This is a genomic window from Streptomyces luomodiensis (genome assembly GCF_031679605.1).
GTDB classification, from domain to species: Bacteria; Actinomycetota; Actinomycetes; order Streptomycetales; family Streptomycetaceae; genus Streptomyces; species Streptomyces luomodiensis.
On record NZ_CP117522.1, the window covers coordinates 5,106,631 to 5,125,537 of the forward strand.

17 protein-coding genes are annotated in these 18,907 nt (G+C 73.0%); 14 read left to right on the forward strand and 3 right to left on the reverse strand.

Features of this window, described 5'->3' with window-relative positions; genetic code table 11:
• The first annotated feature begins 27 nt into the window (after positions 1-27).
• The 3 genes from PS467_RS21470 (at position 28) to PS467_RS21480 (ending at position 2,914) form a co-directional block, all read left to right on the forward strand.
• Positions 28-1,536 carry a DUF2252 domain-containing protein gene (locus PS467_RS21470; protein WP_311036626.1) on the forward strand — a complete coding sequence of 503 codons (1,509 nt, stop codon included), beginning with the start codon at positions 28-30 and terminating at the stop codon, positions 1,534-1,536.
• Between the two features lie 72 nt (positions 1,537-1,608).
• Positions 1,609-2,517, forward strand: coding sequence for a hypothetical protein (locus PS467_RS21475; RefSeq protein ID WP_311036627.1), 909 nt, complete (start codon positions 1,609-1,611; stop codon positions 2,515-2,517).
• Positions 2,518-2,560: 43 nt separating this feature from the next.
• Positions 2,561-2,914 carry a rhodanese-like domain-containing protein gene (locus PS467_RS21480; RefSeq protein ID WP_268973271.1) on the forward strand — a complete coding sequence of 118 codons (354 nt, stop codon included), beginning with the start codon at positions 2,561-2,563 and terminating at the stop codon, positions 2,912-2,914.
• A 119-nt stretch (positions 2,915-3,033) separates the two neighbouring features.
• Here the strand turns inward: PS467_RS21480 and PS467_RS21485 are convergent, their stop codons facing one another.
• Positions 3,034-4,182, reverse strand: coding sequence for an acyl-CoA dehydrogenase family protein (locus PS467_RS21485; RefSeq protein WP_311036628.1), 1,149 nt, complete (start codon positions 4,180-4,182; stop codon positions 3,034-3,036).
• A gap of 271 nt (positions 4,183-4,453) precedes the next feature.
• On the opposite strand from PS467_RS21485, the gene PS467_RS21490 reads away from it, so the two are divergent.
• The 3 genes from PS467_RS21490 to PS467_RS21500 are packed head-to-tail and all read left to right on the forward strand — an operon-like array spanning position 4,454 to position 7,147.
• Entirely contained in the window at positions 4,454-5,152 is a 699-nt protein-coding gene (locus PS467_RS21490) for a DUF5819 family protein (RefSeq protein WP_311036629.1), read from the forward strand.
• Complete coding sequence (locus tag PS467_RS21495; RefSeq protein ID WP_311036630.1) at positions 5,149-6,381, forward strand: HTTM domain-containing protein; 1,233 nt, start codon at positions 5,149-5,151, stop codon at positions 6,379-6,381. Before PS467_RS21490 ends, PS467_RS21495 begins: the two co-directional genes overlap by 4 nt.
• 4 nt (positions 6,382-6,385) lie before the next feature.
• Positions 6,386-7,147: a TrmH family RNA methyltransferase gene (locus PS467_RS21500; protein WP_311036631.1), complete on the forward strand. Its 762-nt coding sequence runs from the start codon at positions 6,386-6,388 to the stop codon at positions 7,145-7,147.
• A 114-nt stretch (positions 7,148-7,261) separates the two neighbouring features.
• Here PS467_RS21500 and paaN read toward each other — a convergent pair whose 3' ends face one another.
• Complete coding sequence (gene paaN, locus PS467_RS21505; protein WP_311036632.1) at positions 7,262-8,986, reverse strand: phenylacetic acid degradation protein PaaN; 1,725 nt, start codon at positions 8,984-8,986, stop codon at positions 7,262-7,264.
• Positions 8,987-9,237: 251 nt separating this feature from the next.
• Here paaN and PS467_RS21510 point away from each other — a divergent pair, with 251 nt between their 5' ends.
• The gene (locus PS467_RS21510) at positions 9,238-9,831 is read left to right on the forward strand and encodes a TetR/AcrR family transcriptional regulator (RefSeq protein WP_268973280.1); all 594 of its coding nucleotides are present in this window, start codon (positions 9,238-9,240) and stop codon (positions 9,829-9,831) included.
• Between the two features lie 136 nt (positions 9,832-9,967).
• Positions 9,968-10,864 (forward strand): IS982 family transposase, encoded by an 897-nt coding sequence (locus tag PS467_RS21515; protein ID WP_311034129.1) that lies wholly within the window; start codon positions 9,968-9,970, stop codon positions 10,862-10,864.
• Between the two features lie 20 nt (positions 10,865-10,884).
• On the opposite strand, the gene PS467_RS21520 is transcribed toward PS467_RS21515, so the two are convergent.
• A complete protein-coding gene (locus PS467_RS21520; RefSeq protein ID WP_268973281.1) occupies positions 10,885-11,373 on the reverse strand; it encodes an Lrp/AsnC family transcriptional regulator in 489 nt (162 codons plus the stop codon).
• Positions 11,374-11,555: 182 nt separating this feature from the next.
• Between PS467_RS21520 and pdhA the strand changes: the two genes are divergently transcribed.
• The 6 genes from pdhA (at position 11,556) to PS467_RS21550 (ending at position 18,903) form a co-directional block, all read left to right on the forward strand.
• Positions 11,556-12,701 (forward strand): pyruvate dehydrogenase (acetyl-transferring) E1 component subunit alpha, encoded by a 1,146-nt coding sequence (pdhA, locus tag PS467_RS21525; protein ID WP_311036633.1) that lies wholly within the window; start codon positions 11,556-11,558, stop codon positions 12,699-12,701.
• Entirely contained in the window at positions 12,698-13,750 is a 1,053-nt protein-coding gene (locus PS467_RS21530; protein ID WP_311036634.1) for an alpha-ketoacid dehydrogenase subunit beta, read from the forward strand. The genes pdhA and PS467_RS21530 overlap by 4 nt, the downstream gene beginning before the upstream one ends.
• On the forward strand, positions 13,747-15,039 hold the full coding sequence (locus tag PS467_RS21535; protein WP_311036635.1) for a dihydrolipoamide acetyltransferase family protein: 1,293 nt from the start codon (positions 13,747-13,749) through the stop codon (positions 15,037-15,039). Before PS467_RS21530 ends, PS467_RS21535 begins: the two co-directional genes overlap by 4 nt.
• A gap of 29 nt (positions 15,040-15,068) precedes the next feature.
• Entirely contained in the window at positions 15,069-15,896 is an 828-nt protein-coding gene (locus PS467_RS21540) for an NTP transferase domain-containing protein (protein WP_268973285.1), read from the forward strand.
• 335 nt (positions 15,897-16,231) lie between these two features.
• Positions 16,232-17,851 carry a molybdopterin molybdotransferase MoeA gene (locus PS467_RS21545; protein ID WP_432280752.1) on the forward strand — a complete coding sequence of 540 codons (1,620 nt, stop codon included), beginning with the start codon at positions 16,232-16,234 and terminating at the stop codon, positions 17,849-17,851.
• Positions 17,848-18,903, forward strand: a complete 1,056-nt coding sequence (locus PS467_RS21550; RefSeq protein ID WP_268973286.1) for a potassium channel family protein — start codon at positions 17,848-17,850, stop codon at positions 18,901-18,903. The genes PS467_RS21545 and PS467_RS21550 overlap by 4 nt, the downstream gene beginning before the upstream one ends.
• Positions 18,904-18,907: the final 4 nt, after the last annotated feature.

An 18,907-nucleotide genomic window follows, 5' to 3' on the forward strand; every position in this document is an offset into this window, starting at 1 on the left:
GTCGTGTGCGAGGAAGGCGGGGGCGCGATGACGGACGGCCGGGGCGGTCAGGGCGACGGAAGCGGCGAGAGCGGCCGGAGCGGAGACAGGGGCGCGAGCGGCGGGGATGCGGTGGGCGGGGCGGCCCGTCGGCTGCCTCCGGTTCCGGGCTTCGCCGTCTGGCACGGGGACGGGCCGACTCCCCGGCAGCGGGGCAAGGCGCTGCGCAAGCGGGTGCCGCGCTCGGCGCACGCCGAGCCGCCGAGGGCCGCCGGGCGGCCGGATCCGGTGGCGGAGGTCGAGCGGTCGAACGCCGGGCGGCTGCCGGAGCTGACCCCGATTCGGGTGGGGCGGATGGCCGCGACCCCCTTCTCCTTTCTGCGCGGGGCCGCCGGGCTGATGGCGTACGACCTCACGGCCACACCGGTCACCGGCATCGGGGCACAGCTGTGTGGCGATGCCCACGCCGCCAACTTCGGGATCTACGGCGATGCGCGCGGTGGCCTGATCATCGATCTCAACGACTTCGACGAGACCATCCACGGGCCGTGGGAGTGGGATGTGAAGCGGCTCGCGGTCTCGCTGGTGCTGGCCGGCCGGGAAGCGGGCGCCGACGAGGACGTCTGCCGGGCGGCGGCCCGGGACGCCGTGGGCGCCTACCGGCGCACGGTGCGGCTGCTGGCCAAGCTGCCCGCGGCGGACGCGTGGAACGCGATCGCGGACGAGGAGCTGGTCTCCCACACGGACGCCAGGGATCTGGCCGGGACCTTGGAGCGGGTGTCCGAGAAGGCCCGGCGGAACACCAGCGCGCGGTTCGCCGCGCGGGCCACCGAGCCCGTGCCGGGCGCGGAGGGCTCCTCCGGCCGGCCGGAGGCCCGGCGCTTCGTGGACGCGCCGCCGGTGCTGCGGAGGGTGCCGGACACGGAGGCGGCGGCGGTGGCCTCGGCGCTCGCCGAGTATCTGGGCACGCTGCCGGAGGACCGGCTGCCGCTGCTCTCGCGGTACGAGGTGCACGATGTGGCGTTCCGGGTGGTCGGCACGGGAAGCGTGGGCACCCGCTCCTATGTGGTGCTCCTGCTCGACCACCGGGGCGAGCCGCTGGTGCTCCAGGTGAAGGAGGCGCGCCCCTCCGCCCTGCTGCCGCATGTGGTGACGGCCGGTTTCGAGGTGCCGGACGTCACACACGAGGGGCGGCGGGTGGTGCTCGGCCAGAAGCGGATGCAGGTGGTCAGCGACATCCTGCTGGGGTGGACCACGGTGCGGGGGCGGCACTACCAGGTGCGGCAGTTCCGTAACCGCAAGGGAAGCGTGGACCCGGCGGCGCTGGCCGCGGACCAGATGGACGACTACGGGCGAATGACCGGGGCACTGCTGGCGCGGGCGCACACCCACAGCGCCGACCCTCGGCTGCTGGCGGGCTACTGCGGTAAGGGGGACGAGCTGGACGAGGCGGTGGCCGCCTTCGCGGTGGCGTACGCGGATCGCACGGAAGCCGACCACTCCGTGCTGGTCACGGCGGTGCGCAACGGGCGGATAGCGGCCGAGATGGGGGTGTGAGGCGTGGGTGGTGAGACGCGGGCAGCGGTGTGAGCTCCATCGCCGATCAGCGGCCGGACGTAGTCTGAGCGGGTGACGAATCCGGAAGCGCAGCAGCAGGCACGGCAGTCGGTGTCGGACGCACAGCCCCAGGCGGAATCGCACGAGCGGTTCGAGGAGGCCCGGTCGGAGGAGGCCCGGTCCGAGGAGGCCTGGTCCCAGGAGGAAGCCCAGGCCGCCGAGCGTCTGGAGCGGGCGGTGCGCGCGGCCGAGCAGGCGCTGATCGAGTTCGAGATAGCGGTGGAGACCTTCCGGGTGGAGGTGGATAACTTCTCCCGGTTGCACCACCAGCGGCTCGGGCCGATGTATTCGCGCCTCGACGAGCTGGACGCGCTGATCGCCGAGGCGGTCGCGGCGCGCACCGGCGATCCGGAGGACATCCGCAAGGCGAGCGAGGCGCGGGGGCTGGTGCAGCCGATGCCGGGTGTGGAGGAGCTGTTCCACGGCTGGATCGACTCGGAGGGGCTCTCGCCGGAGGCGGCCGCGATGCTCACCGAGCAGCCCGTGCAGCCGCCGCCACGGGTGCGGCCGAGCGAGGGGGCCCGCCGGATCTACCGGGAGCTGGCCCGTAAGGCCCATCCGGACCTGGCTGAGGAGGAGGCCGAGCGGGAGCGGCGCGGTGCCTTCATCGTGCGGGTCAACGCGGCGTACGCGGCCGGGGACGAGGAGACGCTGCGGGCGCTGGCCGAGGAGTGGGAGGCCGGGCCGCCGCCGCCGGAGCGGCGGGCAAGCCGCAGCGAGGAGCTGTACGCCCGGCTGGAGTGGCTGGCCGAGCGTAAGGAGATGCTGGCCGCGGTCGCCGCGGAGCTGGAGTCGAGTGCGATCGGCGCGATGATCAAGATGGCGCCGGAGGATCCCGACCGGCTGCTGGACGAGATCGCCGAGCAGTTGCTGGCCCAGGCCGCGGAGAAGGAGGCCCGGCTCGCGGAGCTGGTGCGGTAGTAGGTTTGCCGCAGCTGCCGATGTCGTGTGAGAGGTGTGTCCGATGCATTTTGCCCAGCTTCCTCAGGTGGAGGCGACGGCGGTACCGGCCGATGGTTTTCTGTTGGACGTCCGGGAGGACGACGAGTGGGCGGCCGGGCATGTCGAGGGCGCGCTGCACATCCCGATGGGCCAGGTCGTCGCGCGGTTCGACGAGCTGACCGCGGCGGTCGGCGAGGGCCGACGGGTGCATGTGATGTGCCGGGTCGGCGGCCGCTCCGCCCAGGTGACGCAGTATCTGGTCGCGCAGGGCCTGGACGCGGTGAATGTGGACGGCGGGATGCTCGCCTGGGACGCGGCGGGCCGGCCGATGGTGAGCGGCCCCGACGGCACCGCCGAAGGGGCCTTCGTGCTCTAGGGGTTTCCTGCTCCAGGGGCCTCCTTCTCTAGAGGTTTCCTTCTCTAGAGGTTTCCTTACTGATCGGCGCTGATCGGCCCTGATCGGCGGTGATCGGCGGTGATCGGCAGGTCTGCCGGTCAGCCGAGGGGGTGGGCGGCGAGGAGTTCGCCCAGTGCCTCCTCGTGGGCGGCGGCGGACCCCAGGGAGAGCTCCAGCTGCTTGCCCCAGGCGTGGTAGCGGTGCAGGGGATAGTCGGTGACCGCGCCGAAGCCGCCGTGCAGATGCTGTGCGGTCTGCACGACGCGGCGCACGCCCTCGGCGGCCCAGATCTTGGCGACGGCGACATCCCCCGCGACGGGCAGCGGCCCGCCCGCCGTCGGCCGCGCCTCGTCCAGGGACAGCCGCCAGGCCGCCTGCCACAGCGTGGCCTCCATGGCCCGCAGATCGATATAGCGGTCGGCGGTCTGCACGGCGACCGCCTGGAAGGTGGCGAGCGGGAAGCCGAACTGCTTACGCTCGCTCACATAGGAGCTGGTGAGGTCGAGCACCGCCGAGCCCAGTCCCAGTGCGAGCGCGCAGATGCCGGTGGTGAGGAGATCGCGCAGCCACTCCCAGGCGCCGTCGGCGGCCAGCACCTCGTGATCGGCCGACCGCGCCGCGTCCAGCCGGATCTCGGCCTGCCGCTCACCGCTGGTGGAGATCTGCTCGTCGAGCGTGACGCCCTCATGGTCACGGGGCACCAGGGCCAGGACCGTACGGCCGTCACCGGTGTGGGCGGGGATCAGCAGCAGCTCGGCGCCGTGGGCCCAGGGGACCGCGGTCTGCACGCCGTCCAGCACCCAGCCGTCGCCGTTCCGCCGGGCCTGGACGGCGAGTTCGGCCGGGCCGTGGCCGGTGCGGCCGCCCGCGGCCACGGTGAGGACCAGTTCACCGCGGGCGGCCCGGGGCAGTACGGCCGCGCGCAGCTCGGCCCCGCCGTACCGCTGCACGGCCAGCGCGGCGGCGCTGGACTCCAGCAGCGGCACCCGGGCCAGCACCCGGCCGCATTCCCGCAGCACCAGGCAGAGGGCGAGCGGGTCGAGGCCCGAACCGCCGTACCGGGGATCGAGGGTCAGGCCGAGCAGATCGCTCTCGGCGAGCTTCCGCCACAGCGGGCGGTCGAAGTCCTCGGCGACGGCGCCGGCGGTCAGCGCGGGGCTGGGCACGCTGTCCGGCGTGACGGAGGAGAAGACGGCCTTCGCCGCCTCGACGGCCGCCTGCTGCTCCTCGGTGAAGGTGAAGTCCACTGTCCGTACCTCCCGCGCCGCGGCTTCATCTGACGGGCCGTCAAGATAGAACAGGTTCTACAAGAAGGGAACGCCGTCGGGAGGGCTGCCGGGAACGCCGTCGCTGCGCTCGGCGCCGTCGGGCGAACGTAGGGTGTCAACTCTGTGGATGACGCTGAGGACGCTGTGCCGAGTGGTTCCGCATGGGTACGGTGCCGGGGCGTGGGGGCCACGGGGGCGCGCGGCCGACCGGTGTGCGCGAAGACCAGGACCACGGGGAGCGGGGCGGGGTATGGCGGAGACGGAGCCGGGGCCGGACGACGACGCGGCGGTGCGGCTCGACGACGCGGCGGGACGGCTCACCGCGCTCTCGCTGCCCGCACAGCTGATCGTCGCGGTGGGCGTCGCGGTCGCCGCGGTCGCCGCCACGATCCACCTCGCGACGGCCTTTCTGAACGTCTCACCGCCCAACACCATCACCAAGCGGCATGGCGCGGCGATAGACGACTACGTCTATCCGGAGTTCGAACGGGTCTGGAAGCTCTTCGCCCCCAACCCGCTCCAGCAGAACATCGCCGTCCAGGCCCGTGCCGAGATCAGCACTCCCGACGGCGCCACCGCGACCACGGGCTGGCGCGACCTCTCGGCCCAGGACGGGGCGGCCATCCGCCACAATCCGCTGCCCAGCCACACCCAGCAGAACGAGCTGCGCCGCGCCTGGGAGTTCTATGTCGGTTCGCATGACGCGCAGGAGCGGCCGCAGGGGGTGCGCGGCGACCTCTCCCAGCAGTACATCCGCCGGATCGTGATGCTCCGCTTCGGCCGTGAGCAGGACGGCGGCACCGTGCGGCGCATACAGGTGCGCTCCGCGACCACTCCGGTGGCCCCGCCGCCCTGGAGCGACGAGAAGATCGACACCAAGACGGTGTACCGGGTGCTGCCGTGGTGGACGGTGACCACCGACGACCTCCCGGAGGGGAAGCGCCGGTGAACCTCTCCGCCCGCCTCCAGACCGCCGTGGCGCAGGGCCACGCCCGCGTCACCGCATCGGCGCTCGGCCCCTGGCAGAGCGCCGTGGTACGGATCGGCTTCGCCTTCACCTGGCTGCTCTTCCTGGTGCGCGAATGGCCCCACCGCCGGGAGCTGTACGGGCCGGACGGCCCGTGGAACTGGGACATGGCCGCGCGGCTGATCGACGGCAACCGCGCCTTCAGCGTGCTCATGTGGTCCGACAGCGTGGTGTGGTTCGAGGTCGTCTACGCCCTCGCCATCGCCTCCAGCGCGCTGCTGCTGCTGGGCTGGCGCACCCGCACCATGTCCGTGCTGTTCATGCTCGGGGTGCTGTCACTGCAGAACCGCAGCGTCTTCGTGGGGGACGGCGGCGACAATCTCGTCCATCTGATGGCGATGTACCTGGCGCTGACCCGATGCGGGCAGGTGTGGTCCCTGGACGCGCGCCGGGCGGCCCGGCAGGCGGACCGCGAGCGGCCGCCGCGCGACGTCACCGGCGTCGTGCTGTGGGCCGTCACCGGAGCCGCCCTGCTCTGGGCGCAGCTGTGCACCGACGCCCGGCTCTTCCTGACCGCCGACGGCCCCCTGCCCGGAGTGGGCTGGGCCACCGTCCTGTGGGGGCTGTGGATCGTCCAGGCCGGCTGGTGGTTCGTCAAGCGTTACGCACCGGGGGAGCCGCGCACCGTCCTGGACGCGCTCGCCAACGTGGCGCACAACGGCGCCCTGCTGGTGATCATGGCCGAGGTGTGTCTGCTGTACGCCTCGGCCGGCTGGTACAAGGTCCAGGGCTCGCGCTGGCAGGACGGCACCGCCCTCTACTACCCGCTGCACCTGGACTACTTCTCGCCCTGGCCGGCGCTGGCCGACATGTTCGCCGCCAGCGGCACCCTGGTGATGGTGCTGACCTACGGCACGGTCATCGCGCAGGTGGCCTTCCCCTTCACCCTGCTCAACCGGCGGGTCAAGAACGTGATGCTCGTCCTGCTGATGCTGGAGCACCTCGGCATCGCGGTGCTGCTGGGGCTGCCCTTCTTCTCGCTGGCCGCGATCGCGGCGGACGCGGTCTTCCTGCCGACGGGCTTCCTGCGCTGGGCCGGGGCGCGGCTCGGCCGGGCCCGGGACCGGGTGGCGGCGCGCGCCGTGTGGCTGCCGGGGCAGCGGACGCGGGGGAGCGCCGAGGAATCCCCGGCCGGCACCCTCGTACGCTGAGGGAATGATCGATGACCAGGCCGCGCAGGCCGTACGGCACTGGCGCGCGACGGCCCCCGACACCGTGCTGCTCGACGGCTTCCACGCGCTGAAGCACGCGCTGCGGTTCGGCGCGGAGGTGCGTGCCGCGGTCACCAGTGACAAGGCGGCCGCCGTGGAACTCGCCGCGGACCTGGCCGACGATCTCACCGAGGTGATCGCGGACCTCCTGGTGGAGGTGGAGGCCGGTACCCTGCGCGATCTGGTGCCCAGGGTGCACCCCACCCGGGTCGCCGCCCTGGCGGTCCGGCGCGGCCGTCGGGAGAATCTGGACGAGCTGTGCGAACGGCCCCGTTCGGCCCCGGTGGTCGTGCTGGACAACCCCCGCAACCTCGGCAACGTCGGGGCCGTGGTCCGGCTCGCCGCCGGGTTCGGGGCCACGGGGGTGGTCACCACCGGCGATATCGACCCCTGGCATCCGAACGCCGTGCGCGCGGGCGCGGGGCTCCACTTCGCCACCGCGGTCGAGCGGCTGCCGGGCGACGCCCTTCCGGAGGGGCCGCTGTACGTGCTGGACCCGGAGGGGGCGGACATCCGGTCGGTGACCATTCCCGATGACGCGCTGCTCGCCTTCGGCTCCGAGCGGCACGGGATCTCACCGGAGCTGCGGGAGCAGGCCACCAGGCTGGTGGCCCTCCCCATGCGGCCGCAGGTGTCCAGCTACAACCTGGCCACCAGCGTGGCCATGGCCCTCTTCCACTGGGGCGGCCCCGCCCGCCCCGCCTAGGGTCTGGTGGACGGGACAACGCGGCGAGCGGACCCGCCCGGGGCGGGCCGGGGCGGACGGGGCGTGCGCGGTGGCACGCCCCGCGGACCGGACCCGGTTACTCCCCGGACCCGGTTACTCCGCCGGGCGGCGGACCTCGACCATGCGGAACCGGCCGGCCACGAACGCGCCGTCGCACAGCGTGGCGTTGGCCGACGGGTTGCCGCCGGTGCCGTGGAAGTCGGAGAAGGCCGCGGTCTGGTTCACATACACCCCGCCGGTCAGATTGAGCGACAGCTGGGCGCACTCCTCCAGACACGCCTCCTCGATCAGCCGCTCCGCCTCCGGCGAGGTGGTGTACGCGCCGACCGTCATCGCGCCCTTGTCCCGGGTGGTCCGGCGCAGCAGCGCCACCGCTTCCTCCGTGGAGTCGACGGCGACGGCGAAGGAGACCGGGCCGAAGCACTCGGACAGATAGGGCGCGTCCGGTTCCGCTCCCTCCCAGAACTTCCGCGCGCCGTCGGCCTTGACCATCAGCGGCGTACGGACCGTGGCGTCCGGGAAGTCGGGGTGGGTGACCGCGCGGGAGGCCAGGGCGACGCCACCCAGACCGGGGGCGGCCTCCAGCCGCTCCTGGACCCGCGGCCCCACGATCGCGCCCAGCAGGGCGCTCGCCCGTGCGTCGTCGGCCAGCAGCCCGTCCACCGCCGCCGCCAGGTCGGCCACCACCTCGTCGTATGTCTTGGGCCCGGCGTCGGTGGTGATGCCGGCGCGGGGGATCAGCAGATTCTGCGGAGTGGTGCACATCTGGCCGCTGTAGAGGGACAGGGAGAACGCCAGATTGGCCAGCATGCCCTGGTAGTCGTCGGTGGAGTCGATGACGACCGTGTTGACCCCCGCCTTCTCCGTGAAGACCTGGGCCTGGCGGGCGTGGGTCTCCAGCCAGTCGCCGAAGGCGGTCGAGCCCGTGTAGTCGATGATGCGGATCTCGGGGCGGACGGCGAGGACCTTGGCGATCCCCTCGTCCGGCCGCTCGGCGGCCAGCGCCACCAGATCGGGGCTGAACCCCGCCTCCCGCAGCACCTCGCGCGCCGTCCGGACGGTGAGCGCCAGCGGCAGCACGGCCTGGGGGTGCGGCTTGACCAGCACCGGATTGCCGGTGGCGAGCGAGGCGAAGAGCCCCGGATAGCCGTTCCACGTGGGGAAGGTGTTGCAGCCGATCAGCAGCGCGATGCCGCGCGGGACGGCCGTGAACGTCTTGCGCAGGCGCAGCGGGTCACGCTTGCCCTGCGGCTTGGACCAGTCCGCCGCGCCCGGAGTGCGGGTCTGCTCGGTGAACGCGTACGCCACCGCCTCCAGACCGCGGTCCTGGGCGTGCGGGCCGCCGGCCTGGAAGGCCATCATGTACGCCTGGCCGCTGGTGTGCATGACCGCCTGGGCGAACTCATGCGACCGGGCGCTGATGCGGGCCAGGATCTCCAGACACACCAGGGCCCGCGTCTCGGGGCCGGCCTCCCGCCAGGCGGACATCCCCGCCCGCATCGCCGGGAGGAGCACATCGAGGTCCGGATGCGGATACTCCATGCCCATCTCCGCCCCGAACGGCGAGACCTCGGAGCCCGTCCAGCCGTCGGTGCCCGGCTGGTCCAGCTCGAGACGCTTGCCGCGCAGCGCCTCGAACGCCGCCTGGCCCTCGGCGACGCTCAGGCTCGGGCGCCCGCCTCGGCCCTCGCCGCCGTAAGCCTTCGGGTGCTCGGGGTGCGGGGACCAGTAGGCACGGGTACGGATCGCCTCCAGGGCCTGGTCGAGGGTGGGGCGGTGCTCTTGCGTCAACTGCGCGGTGGTGAGTGCGGCGGTCACGACTGACCAACTCCTCGTCGAGCTGGGGCTGGGCTGGGAAGGGCGACAGAGCTAGAGTAACCGAACGATCGGTCGGGACAAGGGGGCCTGGCGAACCTGTGGACAACTTCGTCGAAAAGGATCTGCGGTATGCCGCGGTATGACGGTGATCGAACGCTGCGCGATCCCCGCGAAGCCTGCCCGGCCGGCCGCCGCGCCCCTTCCCCGGCGCTGATCCGGCGTGCGGCCGCCGAAGGGGAACTGCTGTAATCATGACCATGGCCAAGCGCGACACCTACACGCCCGAATCGCTGCTCGCGGTTGCCGTGGAGGTGTTCAACGAGCGCGGCTACGACGGCACCTCCATGGAGCACCTCTCCAAGGCCGCCGGCATCTCCAAGTCCTCCATCTACCACCATGTGAAGGGCAAGGAGGAGCTGCTGCGGCTCGCCATAAGCCGTGCCCTGGACGGACTGTTCGGCATCCTCCAGGAGCCCGCCGCGCGTGAGGGGCGGGCGATCGAACGGCTGGAGCACGTGGCCCGGCGGACCGCCGAGGTGCTGATGGCGGAGCTGCCCTACGTCACCCTGCTGCTGCGGGTCCGGGGCAACACGGACACCGAGCGGTGGGCCATGGAACGGCGCCGGGAGTTCGACCACCAGGTCGCCGAGCTGCTCAAGCAGGCGGCGGCCGACGGCGATCTGCGGTCCGATGTGGACGTCCGGCTGGCGACCCGGCTGCTCTTCGGCATGATCAACTCCATTGTGGAGTGGTACCGGCCGGGCCGCGGCGGGGCCGCGACCTCCCACGAGGTGGCCGAGGCCGTGGTCCGTACGGCCTTCGCGGGCCTGCGCACCCAGCCCTAGTAGGCGGGACCTGCGCACCCGGCCCTACGCCGCACCTAGCCCTGGACGGTCTGCGCATCCAGCCCTAAGCCCGGCCTAGACGAGTAGTTCCGAATGCGGGGTTCACGAACGCGGGGAGGGTGTCCAACATCGGGTTGTGACGACCGAGTTAGACACCCTCTTGACCGCACTGTATGTGCACATCGACGACCGCTTGAAGACCTCGCGGTGGCGTGGTCGGCCGCCCCGGCTGACCGACGCAGAACTGATCACCCTGGCCGTGGCCCAGGCCATGCTGGGCTTTCACTGCGAGGCTCGCTGGCTGCGCTTCGCCCACGCCCACCTGCACGGGCTGTTCCCCTACCTGCCACAGCGGCCCGCCTACAACAAGCGTCTGCGGGCCGCCCTGGGTCTGGTCAAGCAGGCCATCCGGTCCCTGGCCAGCGACTGCGACCTGTGGCTGGACCCGGTGTGGATCGTGGACTCCACGCCCGTTGAGTGCGCTCGCTCGCGTGAGACCGTGAAACGCTCCGACCTGGCTGGATGGGCCAACTACGGCTACTGCCGATCCCACTCACGCTTCTACTGGGGCCTGAAGCTGCACCTGGTGTGCACCCCGGCCGGTCTGCCCGTCGCGTGGGCTCTGGCTGACCCCAAGATCGACGAGCGGCAGGTGCTGGCCGCGCTGATCGACAATGAACCGCACCTGGCCGCTGACCGTCCGGGCCTGCTGATCCTGGCTGACAAGGGCTACATCGCCGCCGAACTGGACCGCTTCCTGGCCGCCCGCGGCATCCAGCTGCTACGGCCCTCCTACCGCAACCGCGGCACCCCGCGGCCGGGAGAGGGCCTGCTCAAGACGGTGCGCCAGCTGATCGAGTCGGTCAACGACACCCTCAAGGGCCAGCTCGACCTGGAACAGCATGGCGGCCGGACCATCGAAGGCGTCGGCGTCCGCGTGGCTCAGCGGATCCTAGCGATGACCTGCGCGATATGGCAGAACCGCAGCATCGGCGCACCCATCACCCGCTCACTGATCGCCTACGACCACTGAGCCATATCGGAACTACTCGTCTAGGGCTCCGAGTCCAGATCCGTCTCCTCGAACACCAGCAGTGTCCGGGTGCTCAGCACCTCCGGCATGGCCTGGAGCCGGGTGAGGACCAGCTCGCGCAGCGAGCGGTTGTCCTCGGTGTGCACCAGCAGCAGGACATCGAAGTCCCCGCTGACCAGTGCGATGTGGGCCGCCCCGGGGAGCTCCCGGAGCTGTTCGCGCACGGTGCGCCAGGAGTTCTGGACGATCTTCAGGGTGATGTACGCGGACGCGCCCTGCCCGGCCCGCTCCTGGTCCACCCGGGCGCTGAAACCGCGGATCACCCCGTCGTCGATCAGGCGGTTGATCCGCGCGTAGGCGTTGGCGCGCGAGACGTGCACCTGCTCGGCCACGGAGCGTATGGAGGCGCGGCCGTCCGTCCGGAGCAGCCGCAGGATCTCGCGGTCGATGGAGTCCAGGGGGCGCGCCGGGGGTTTGCCGTCCGGATTGGCCATCTGTTCGCCCCGCATATCGCCCCGCCTCCCCTTCATGGACGTCCTGTCTTCATCTCAGGCGTTGCAGAACCGTTTGTCCACAGGCTTGGGTCGCCTGTAGCCAAAATGCGTCGACGACCGAACAATCGGTAGGGGAGGGCGTTGCCGCACGGCACGCCCCGCCCTCCCGCCGTACGCCACGCCCAGGAGGTCGCGACATGACGGTCCTTGAGCAGCCCGGTGCCTACCGGCCCACTCCCCCGCCCGGCTGGCAGCCCCGCGTCGACGCAGCGCCGCTGCTGCCCGACACCGAGCCGTACCGCGTGCTGGGCACCGCCGCTGCCGCCGACGTCTCTCCCGATCTGCTGACCCGGCTCCACCGGGAGCTGGTGCGCGGCCGCCGCTACAACGCCCAGGCCACCGCCCTCACCCGGCAGGGCCGGCTGGCCGTCTACCCCTCCTCCACCGGCCAGGAAGCCTGCCAGGTGGCGGCCGGGCTGGTGCTGGAGGACCGCGACTGGCTCTTCCCCAGCTACCGCGACACCCTGGCCGCCGTGGTCCGCGGTCTCGACCCCGTCGACGCCCTGACCCTGCTGCGCGGCGACTGGCACTCCGGCTACGACCCGCACGCACACCGCGTCGCCCCGCTGTGCACCCCGCTGGCCACCCAGCTGCCGCACGCCGTGGGCCTGGCCCACGCCGCCCGCCTCAAGGGCGACGACGTCGTGGCGCTCGCCCTGGTCGGCGACGGCGGCACCAGCGAGGGCGACTTCCACGAGGCCCTCAACTTCGCGGCCGTCTGGCACGCCCCGGTCGTCTTCCTCGTCCAGAACAACGGCTTCGCCATCTCCGTCCCGCTCGCCAAGCAGACCGCCGCGCCCTCCCTCGCCCACAAGGCGGTCGGATACGGCATGCCCGGCCGCCTCGTCGACGGCAATGACGCGGCCGCCGTCCACCAGGTCCTGGCCGAGGCGGTGCACCGGGCCCGCGGCGGAGGCGGGCCCACCCTGGTCGAGGCGGTCACCTACCGCATCGACGCCCACACCAACGCCGACGACGCCACCCGCTACCGCCCCGACTCCGAGGTCGAGGCATGGCGCGCCCACGACCCGATAACGCTCCTGGAGGACGCCCTGCGGGACCGCTCGCTGCTCGACGACGAGGGCGTCCGGGCCGCGCGGGAGTCCGCGGAGCGGTTCGCGGCCGATCTGCGGACGCGGATGCACCAGGACCCGGTCCTGGACCCCATGGAGCTCTTCGAGCACGTCTACGCCGTCCGGACCGGCCAGCTGCGCGAGCAGGCGGCCCAGCTGCGCGCGGAGCTGGACGCCGAGGCCGGCGAAGCAGGGAAGGGAGAGCGATGACCACCGCCGTCGGGGCCGACACCGCCCGTAAGCCCGCCACCATGGCCCAGGCCCTCGGCCGCGCGCTGCGCGACGCCATGGCCGCCGATCCGTCCGTCCACGTCCTCGGCGAGGACGTCGGCACCCTCGGCGGCGTCTTCCGGGTCACCGACGGGCTGGCCGAGGAGTTCGGCGAGGACCGCTGCACGGATACGCCGCTCGCCGAGGCCGGCATCCTCGGCACCGCCGTCGGCATGGCCATGTACGGGCTGCGGCCGGTGGTCGAGATGCAGTTCGACGCCTTCGCGTACCCGTCCTTCGAGCAGCTCGTCAGCCATGTCGCGCGGATGCGCAACCGCACCCGGGGCGCGATGCCGATGCCGATCACCGTGCGGGTGCCCTACGGGGGCGGCATCGGCGGCGTCGAGCACCACAGCGACTCCTCCGAGATCTACTACATGGCCACCCCCGGCCTCCATGTCGTCGCCCCCGCGACCGTCGCCGACGCCTACGGGCTGCTGCGCGCCGCCATCGCCTCCGACGACCCCGTGATCTTCCTCGAGCCCAAGCGGCTGTACTGGTCCAAGGCCGACTGGTCGGCCGACGCCCCCGAGCGGGTACCGCCGATCGGGCGCGCGGTGGTGCGCGGGCCCGGCACCGGCGGCCGCCGGGCCGCCACCTTGATCTCCTACGGCCCCTCCGTGCCGGTGTGCCTCGAAGCCGCCGAGGCGGCCCGGGGCGAGGGCTGGGACCTCGAAGTCGTCGATCTGCGCTCGCTCGTCCCCTTCGACGACGAGACGGTCTGCGCCTCCGTACGGCGGACCGGGCGCGCCGTGGTGGTCCATGAGGCGGCCGGATTCGGCGGGCCCGGCGGGGAGATCGCCGCCCGGGTCACCGAGCGCTGCTTCCACCACCTGGAGGCGCCCGTGCTGCGCGTCGCCGGATTCGACATTCCCTACCCGCCGCCCATGCTGGAGCGGCACCATCTACCTGGTGTGGACCGGGTGTTGGACGCCGTCGCCCGGCTGCAGTGGGAGTCGGAGTGGACAGAGGGGAGCGCGGCCCGATGACTGTCGTACGGGAGTTCACCCTGCCCGATCTGGGCGAGGGGCTGACCGGCGCCGAGATCGTGCGCTGGCTGGTCCAGGTCGGTGATGTGGTCGCGGTCGACCAGCCGGTGGTGGAGGTCGAGACGGCCAAGGCGATGGTCGACGTGCCCTGCCCCTACGGCGGTGTGGTGACGGCCCGGTACGGCGATGAGGGCGCGGAGGTGCCGGTGGGGGCGCCACTGATCACGGTCGCCGTCCCGGAGGGCTCGGACGAGGCCGCGGGCCCGCCCGCCTCCGGTGGACCGGTCGCCGAGAGCGCGGCCGGATCGGGCAATGTGCTGGTCGGCTACGGCACCACCGCTCCCGCCGCGCGGCGCCGTCGCGTCCAGCGCTCCCCCGCCCCGCCGCGCGAGACGACGGCGGTGCGGAACGACGCGGAGCCCATTCCGGTGATCTCGCCCCTGGTGCGCCGGCTGGCCCGCGAGCACGGCGTCGATCTGCGGCGGCTCAAGGGCTCCGGGCCCGAGGGGCTGATCCTCCGGGCCGATGTCGAGCGGGCTCTCCGGGCCGACGTCGAGCCGGCGGTCGCGACGACGGCCCCCGCCCCCGTGACCGGCCCGGCGGAGGAGCGGATTCCGCTGCGCGGGGTGCGCGGCGCCGTGGCCGACAAACTCGCCCGCAGCCGGCGCGAGATCCCCGACGCCACCTGCTGGGTGGACGCCGACGCCACCGAACTCCTCGCCGCCCGCGCGGCGATGAACGCCGCGGGCGGCCCCAAGGTCTCCCTGCTCGCCCTCCTGGCCCGTATCTGCACGGCCGCCCTGGCACGCTTCCCCGAGCTCAACGCCACGGTGGACATGGACAGCCGGGACATCATCCGGCTCCCCGACATCTATCTCGGCTTCGCGGCGCAGACGGACCGGGGCCTGGTGGTCCCCGTGGTGCGCGACGCCCAGGCCCGCACCGTCGAAGGACTGTCCGAGGAGATCGCCCGGCTCACCGAGGCCGCACGGACCGGCACGCTCGCCCCCGCGCAGCTGACCGGCGGCACCTTCACCCTCAACAACTACGGCGTCTTCGGGGTCGACGGCTCGACACCGATCATCAACCACCCCGAGGCGGCGATGCTCGGGGTCGGGCGGATCGCCGCGAAGCCGTGGGTCCACCAGGGCGAGCTGGCGGTGCGGCATGTGGTGCAGCTGTCGTTCACCTTCGACCACCGGGTGTGCGACGGGGGCACCGCCGGCGGGTTCCTGCGCTACGTGGCCGATTGCGTGGAGCAGCCCATGGTGTTGCTGCGGCGGCTGTAGCGCAGGCGCGGCGGCGCCATACTCATGGGGTGACTCCAGGTGCGTATGACGCAGTGATCCTGGCCGGGGGCGCCGCACGGCGGCTCGGTGGGGTGGACAAACCCGCGCTGCGGGTGGGCGGTCGGGCCCTGCTCGACCGGGTGCTGGACGCCTGCCGCGGCGCCGGGCGGACCGTCGTCGTCGGGCCGCGCAGGCCCACGGTACGGCCCGTGCGGTGGGCCCGGGAGCAGCCGCCCGGCGGCGGCCCGGTCGCGGCCGTCGACGCGGGCATCCGGCAGACCACCGCTCCGGTGGTCCTCGTGCTCTCCGCCGATCTGCCCTTCCTCACCCCCGAGACCGTGGAGGCCCTCCTCACCGGCATCGAGGACGCCGAGGGGGCCGTGCTCATCGACTCCGACGGCCGCGAACAGCCCCTCGTCGCCGCCTACCGCGCCGAGCCGCTGCGCCGCGAGATCGCCCTTCTCGCCACCGAACACGGCGGCCTCGGCGGGCTGCCCCTCCGCCTCCTCGTCTCCGAGCTGGCCCTGGCCCGCCTCCAGCACCCCACAGCGTCGTTCGACTGCGACACCTGGGAGGACATCACCACAGCTCGAGCGCGCATCAGGGAGCATGGAAACGTGTTGGACGAATGGATTGCCGCAGTCAAGGCCGAGCTCGGGATCGACCTGGATGTCGACACCGCCGCCCTGCTCGACCTGGCCCGCGACGCCGCACACGGCGTCGCCCGGCCCGCCGCCCCCCTGACCACCTTCCTCGTCGGCTACGCCGCGGCCCAGAAGGGCGGCGGCCCCGAAGCACTGGCCGCCGCGACCGAGAAGGCCGCGGCGCTCGCCGTGCGTTGGGCCGAGGAGCGGTGACACCTCGCCGCCCCCGGGACGGGGACCCGCTCGACCGCGAGCTCGACGAGGCGCTGGCACTGGCCAATGAATCGGTGCCCGCACCGGAGCGACCGGCGTCACCCGGCGAGGAGGACTGGGCCGACGCCGCCCTGGACCTGGCCAACGGCCACGGCCACGGCCACGGCCGCACGCGCGGACCCGCCCGGGAGAGCGGCCGCGACGACGACTCCACCGGACCGGACTGGGTCGATACCGCGCTGGACCTGGCCCATGGCCGGACCGGGAAACAGCCGGAGAGCCGCGTTCCGGCAGAAGGGGACGGGGGCGCAGGGGCGGCGGCCCCGGACGCCGACATGTGTGTATGGCGCCAACTCCTGGGCAACTCGACGTCAGAGGGCACCGGCGCCAGACATACGCGGTCCAGGGCCCCCGCCCCGCAGGCCCCGGCCCCGCGCCCGAAGCGCACCCCCGGCGCACCCACCTCCCACCCGCGTCCGCTCTCGCACCAGCCCATGAACGAACCGCACCGCCGCTCCACCGCCTGGCCCGACGCCCGCGCCATCGCCGCCCGCGCGGCCGTCAAGGAGGCCGCCCACACGGCCCCGGTGATGCGGCCGCTGCCCGAGGCGCTCGGGCAGGTCCTGGCCGCGCCGCTGGCCGCGCTCACCGACCTGCCGCCCTTCGACACCTCCGCGATGGACGGCTGGGCGCTCGCGGGCCCCGGCCCCTGGCGGCTGCCGACCGGCGGAACCGGTGACACCGAGGCGGACGACCGGGCTCACGGCATCCTCGCCGGACACGACGAGGCGGCCCCCCTGCCCGACGGCCATGCCGTCCGCATCGCCACCGGCGCCCGCGTCCCGCCCGGCGTCACCGCCGTGCTGCGCAGCGAGTACGGCACCGACGCGGGCGACGGCTGGCTCCACGCGTCCCCCGCCCACCCCGTCGTCCTCGGCCAGGACATCCGCACCCGCGGCCAGGAGTGCCGCAGCGGCGATCAGCTGCTCCCGGCCGGGACCCTGATCACCCCCGCCGTACTGGGCCTGGCGGCCGCGGCCGGGTACGACGAGCTGCCGACGGTGCGCAGACCGCGCGTCGAGGTGCTGGTCCTCGGCGACGAGCTGCTCACCGAGGGGCTGCCGCACGACGGCCGGATCCGGGACGCGCTGGGGCCGATGGTCGGGCCGTGGCTGCGGGCGCTCGGCGCCGAGGTGTCCGGCACCCGGCGACTGACCGACGAGGCGGACGCGGTGTACGCGGCGGTGGCCGGGTCGTCCGCCGACGTCGTCGTGACGACCGGAGGCACGGCCGCGGGCCCCCTGGACCATGTCCACCCCACCCTGCGCCGCCTGGGCGCCGAGCTGCTGGTGGACGGGGTGGCGGTGCGCCCCGGCCATCCGATGCTGCTGGCGCGCCTCCCCGCGAAAAACCCTGAGAGTCCCGGCACCCCCGAAAGCGCCGAAGACCCAGGAAGCCCAGGAAGCCCGGGAAGTTCAGGAAGCCCAGGAAGTCCTGAGCGCCGCCCGGCCCGGCATCTCGTGGGGCTCCCCGGCAACCCGCTCGCCGCGGTGTCCGGTCTGCTGACCCTCGCCGAGCCGCTGCTGCGGACGCTAACGGGCCGCCCGGCCCCCGCCCCCGGACCGGCCCCGCTGGCCGAGACCGTGCAGGGGCATCCGCGGGACACCCGGCTGGTGCCCGTGGCCTTCCGGCAGGACATGGCGGTGCCGCTGCGCTTCAACGGCCCGGCGATGCTGCGCGGAATCGCGGTGGCCGACGGCCTCGCCGTGATCCCGCCCGGCGGGGCGAAGCGGGGCACCGAGGTCGAGGTGCTGGACCTCCCGTGGTCGGCGAACGCGATCGACCAAGCGGCAGACCGGGCAGCACACAGAGCGACGGACCGAATGACAGGCCATCAAGCCAAGGACGCCGGAGACGGCGACGAGGAGATATCCCCCGAGGAGGGTCCGGCGTGAAGCTGCCCAGCCATGACGCGGCCGCCCGCACCCCCGGGGACGGCGGCCACCGGGTCCATCTGCCGCACTTCCCCGCGGGCCCGCTGCGCCAGGTCGTCCGCCGGCTGCTGCTGGCGCTGCTGGTGATGGTGGTGACGGTGGCCATCGTGTACGTCGACCGCGCCGGCTACCACGACAACTCCGACGACGAGGTCGACTTCCTCGACGCCGTCTACTACTCGACCGTCACGCTGTCGACGACCGGCTACGGCGACATCGTGCCGTACAGCGACAGCGCGCGGCTTTGTAACATCCTGCTGGTCACACCGTTGCGCGTGCTGTTTCTGATCATCCTGGTCGGCACCACCCTGGAAGTCCTGGCCGAACGCACCCGCGAGCAGTACCGCTTGAACCGCTGGAGGTCAGCGTTGCGTGATCACACCGTCGTCGTCGGCTTCGGCACAAAGGGGCGGTCCGCGGTGCAGACCCTCTGTGCGACGGGACTGCCCAAGAACCGCGTGGTCGTGGTCGACCCCAACCACAAGGTGATCGAGGCGGCGAACGCGGAGGGGTTCGCCGGGGTGGTGGGCGACGCGACCCGCAGCGATGTGCTGTTGCGGGCGGAGGCGCAGCGCGCCCGCCAGTTCGTGATCGCCACCCAGCGCGATGACACCGCCGTGCTGGTCACGCTGACGGCCCGACAGCTCAACCGGGGCGCCAACATCGTGGCGGCGGTGCGCGAGGAGGAGAACGCGCCGCTGCTGCGCCAGTCCGGGGCCGACGCGGTGATCACCAGCGCCAGCGCGGCGGGGCGGCTGCTGGGCATGAGCGTGCAGAGCCCGACGGCCGGGGCGGTGATCGAGGATCTGATCCAGCAGGGCACGGGGCTGGACCTGGTGGAGCGCACGGTGGTGAAGGCGGAGGTGGGCAAATCGGTGCGGGATACGGACGACCTCGTGGTGTCCGTGCTGCGCGGCCATCGCCTGCTCGCGTACGACGACCCCGACGCCAGTCCGCTGCGGGCGGCCGATCGGCTGATCACGATCGTTCGCGCACCGATGGTCCAGGAGTAGCCTC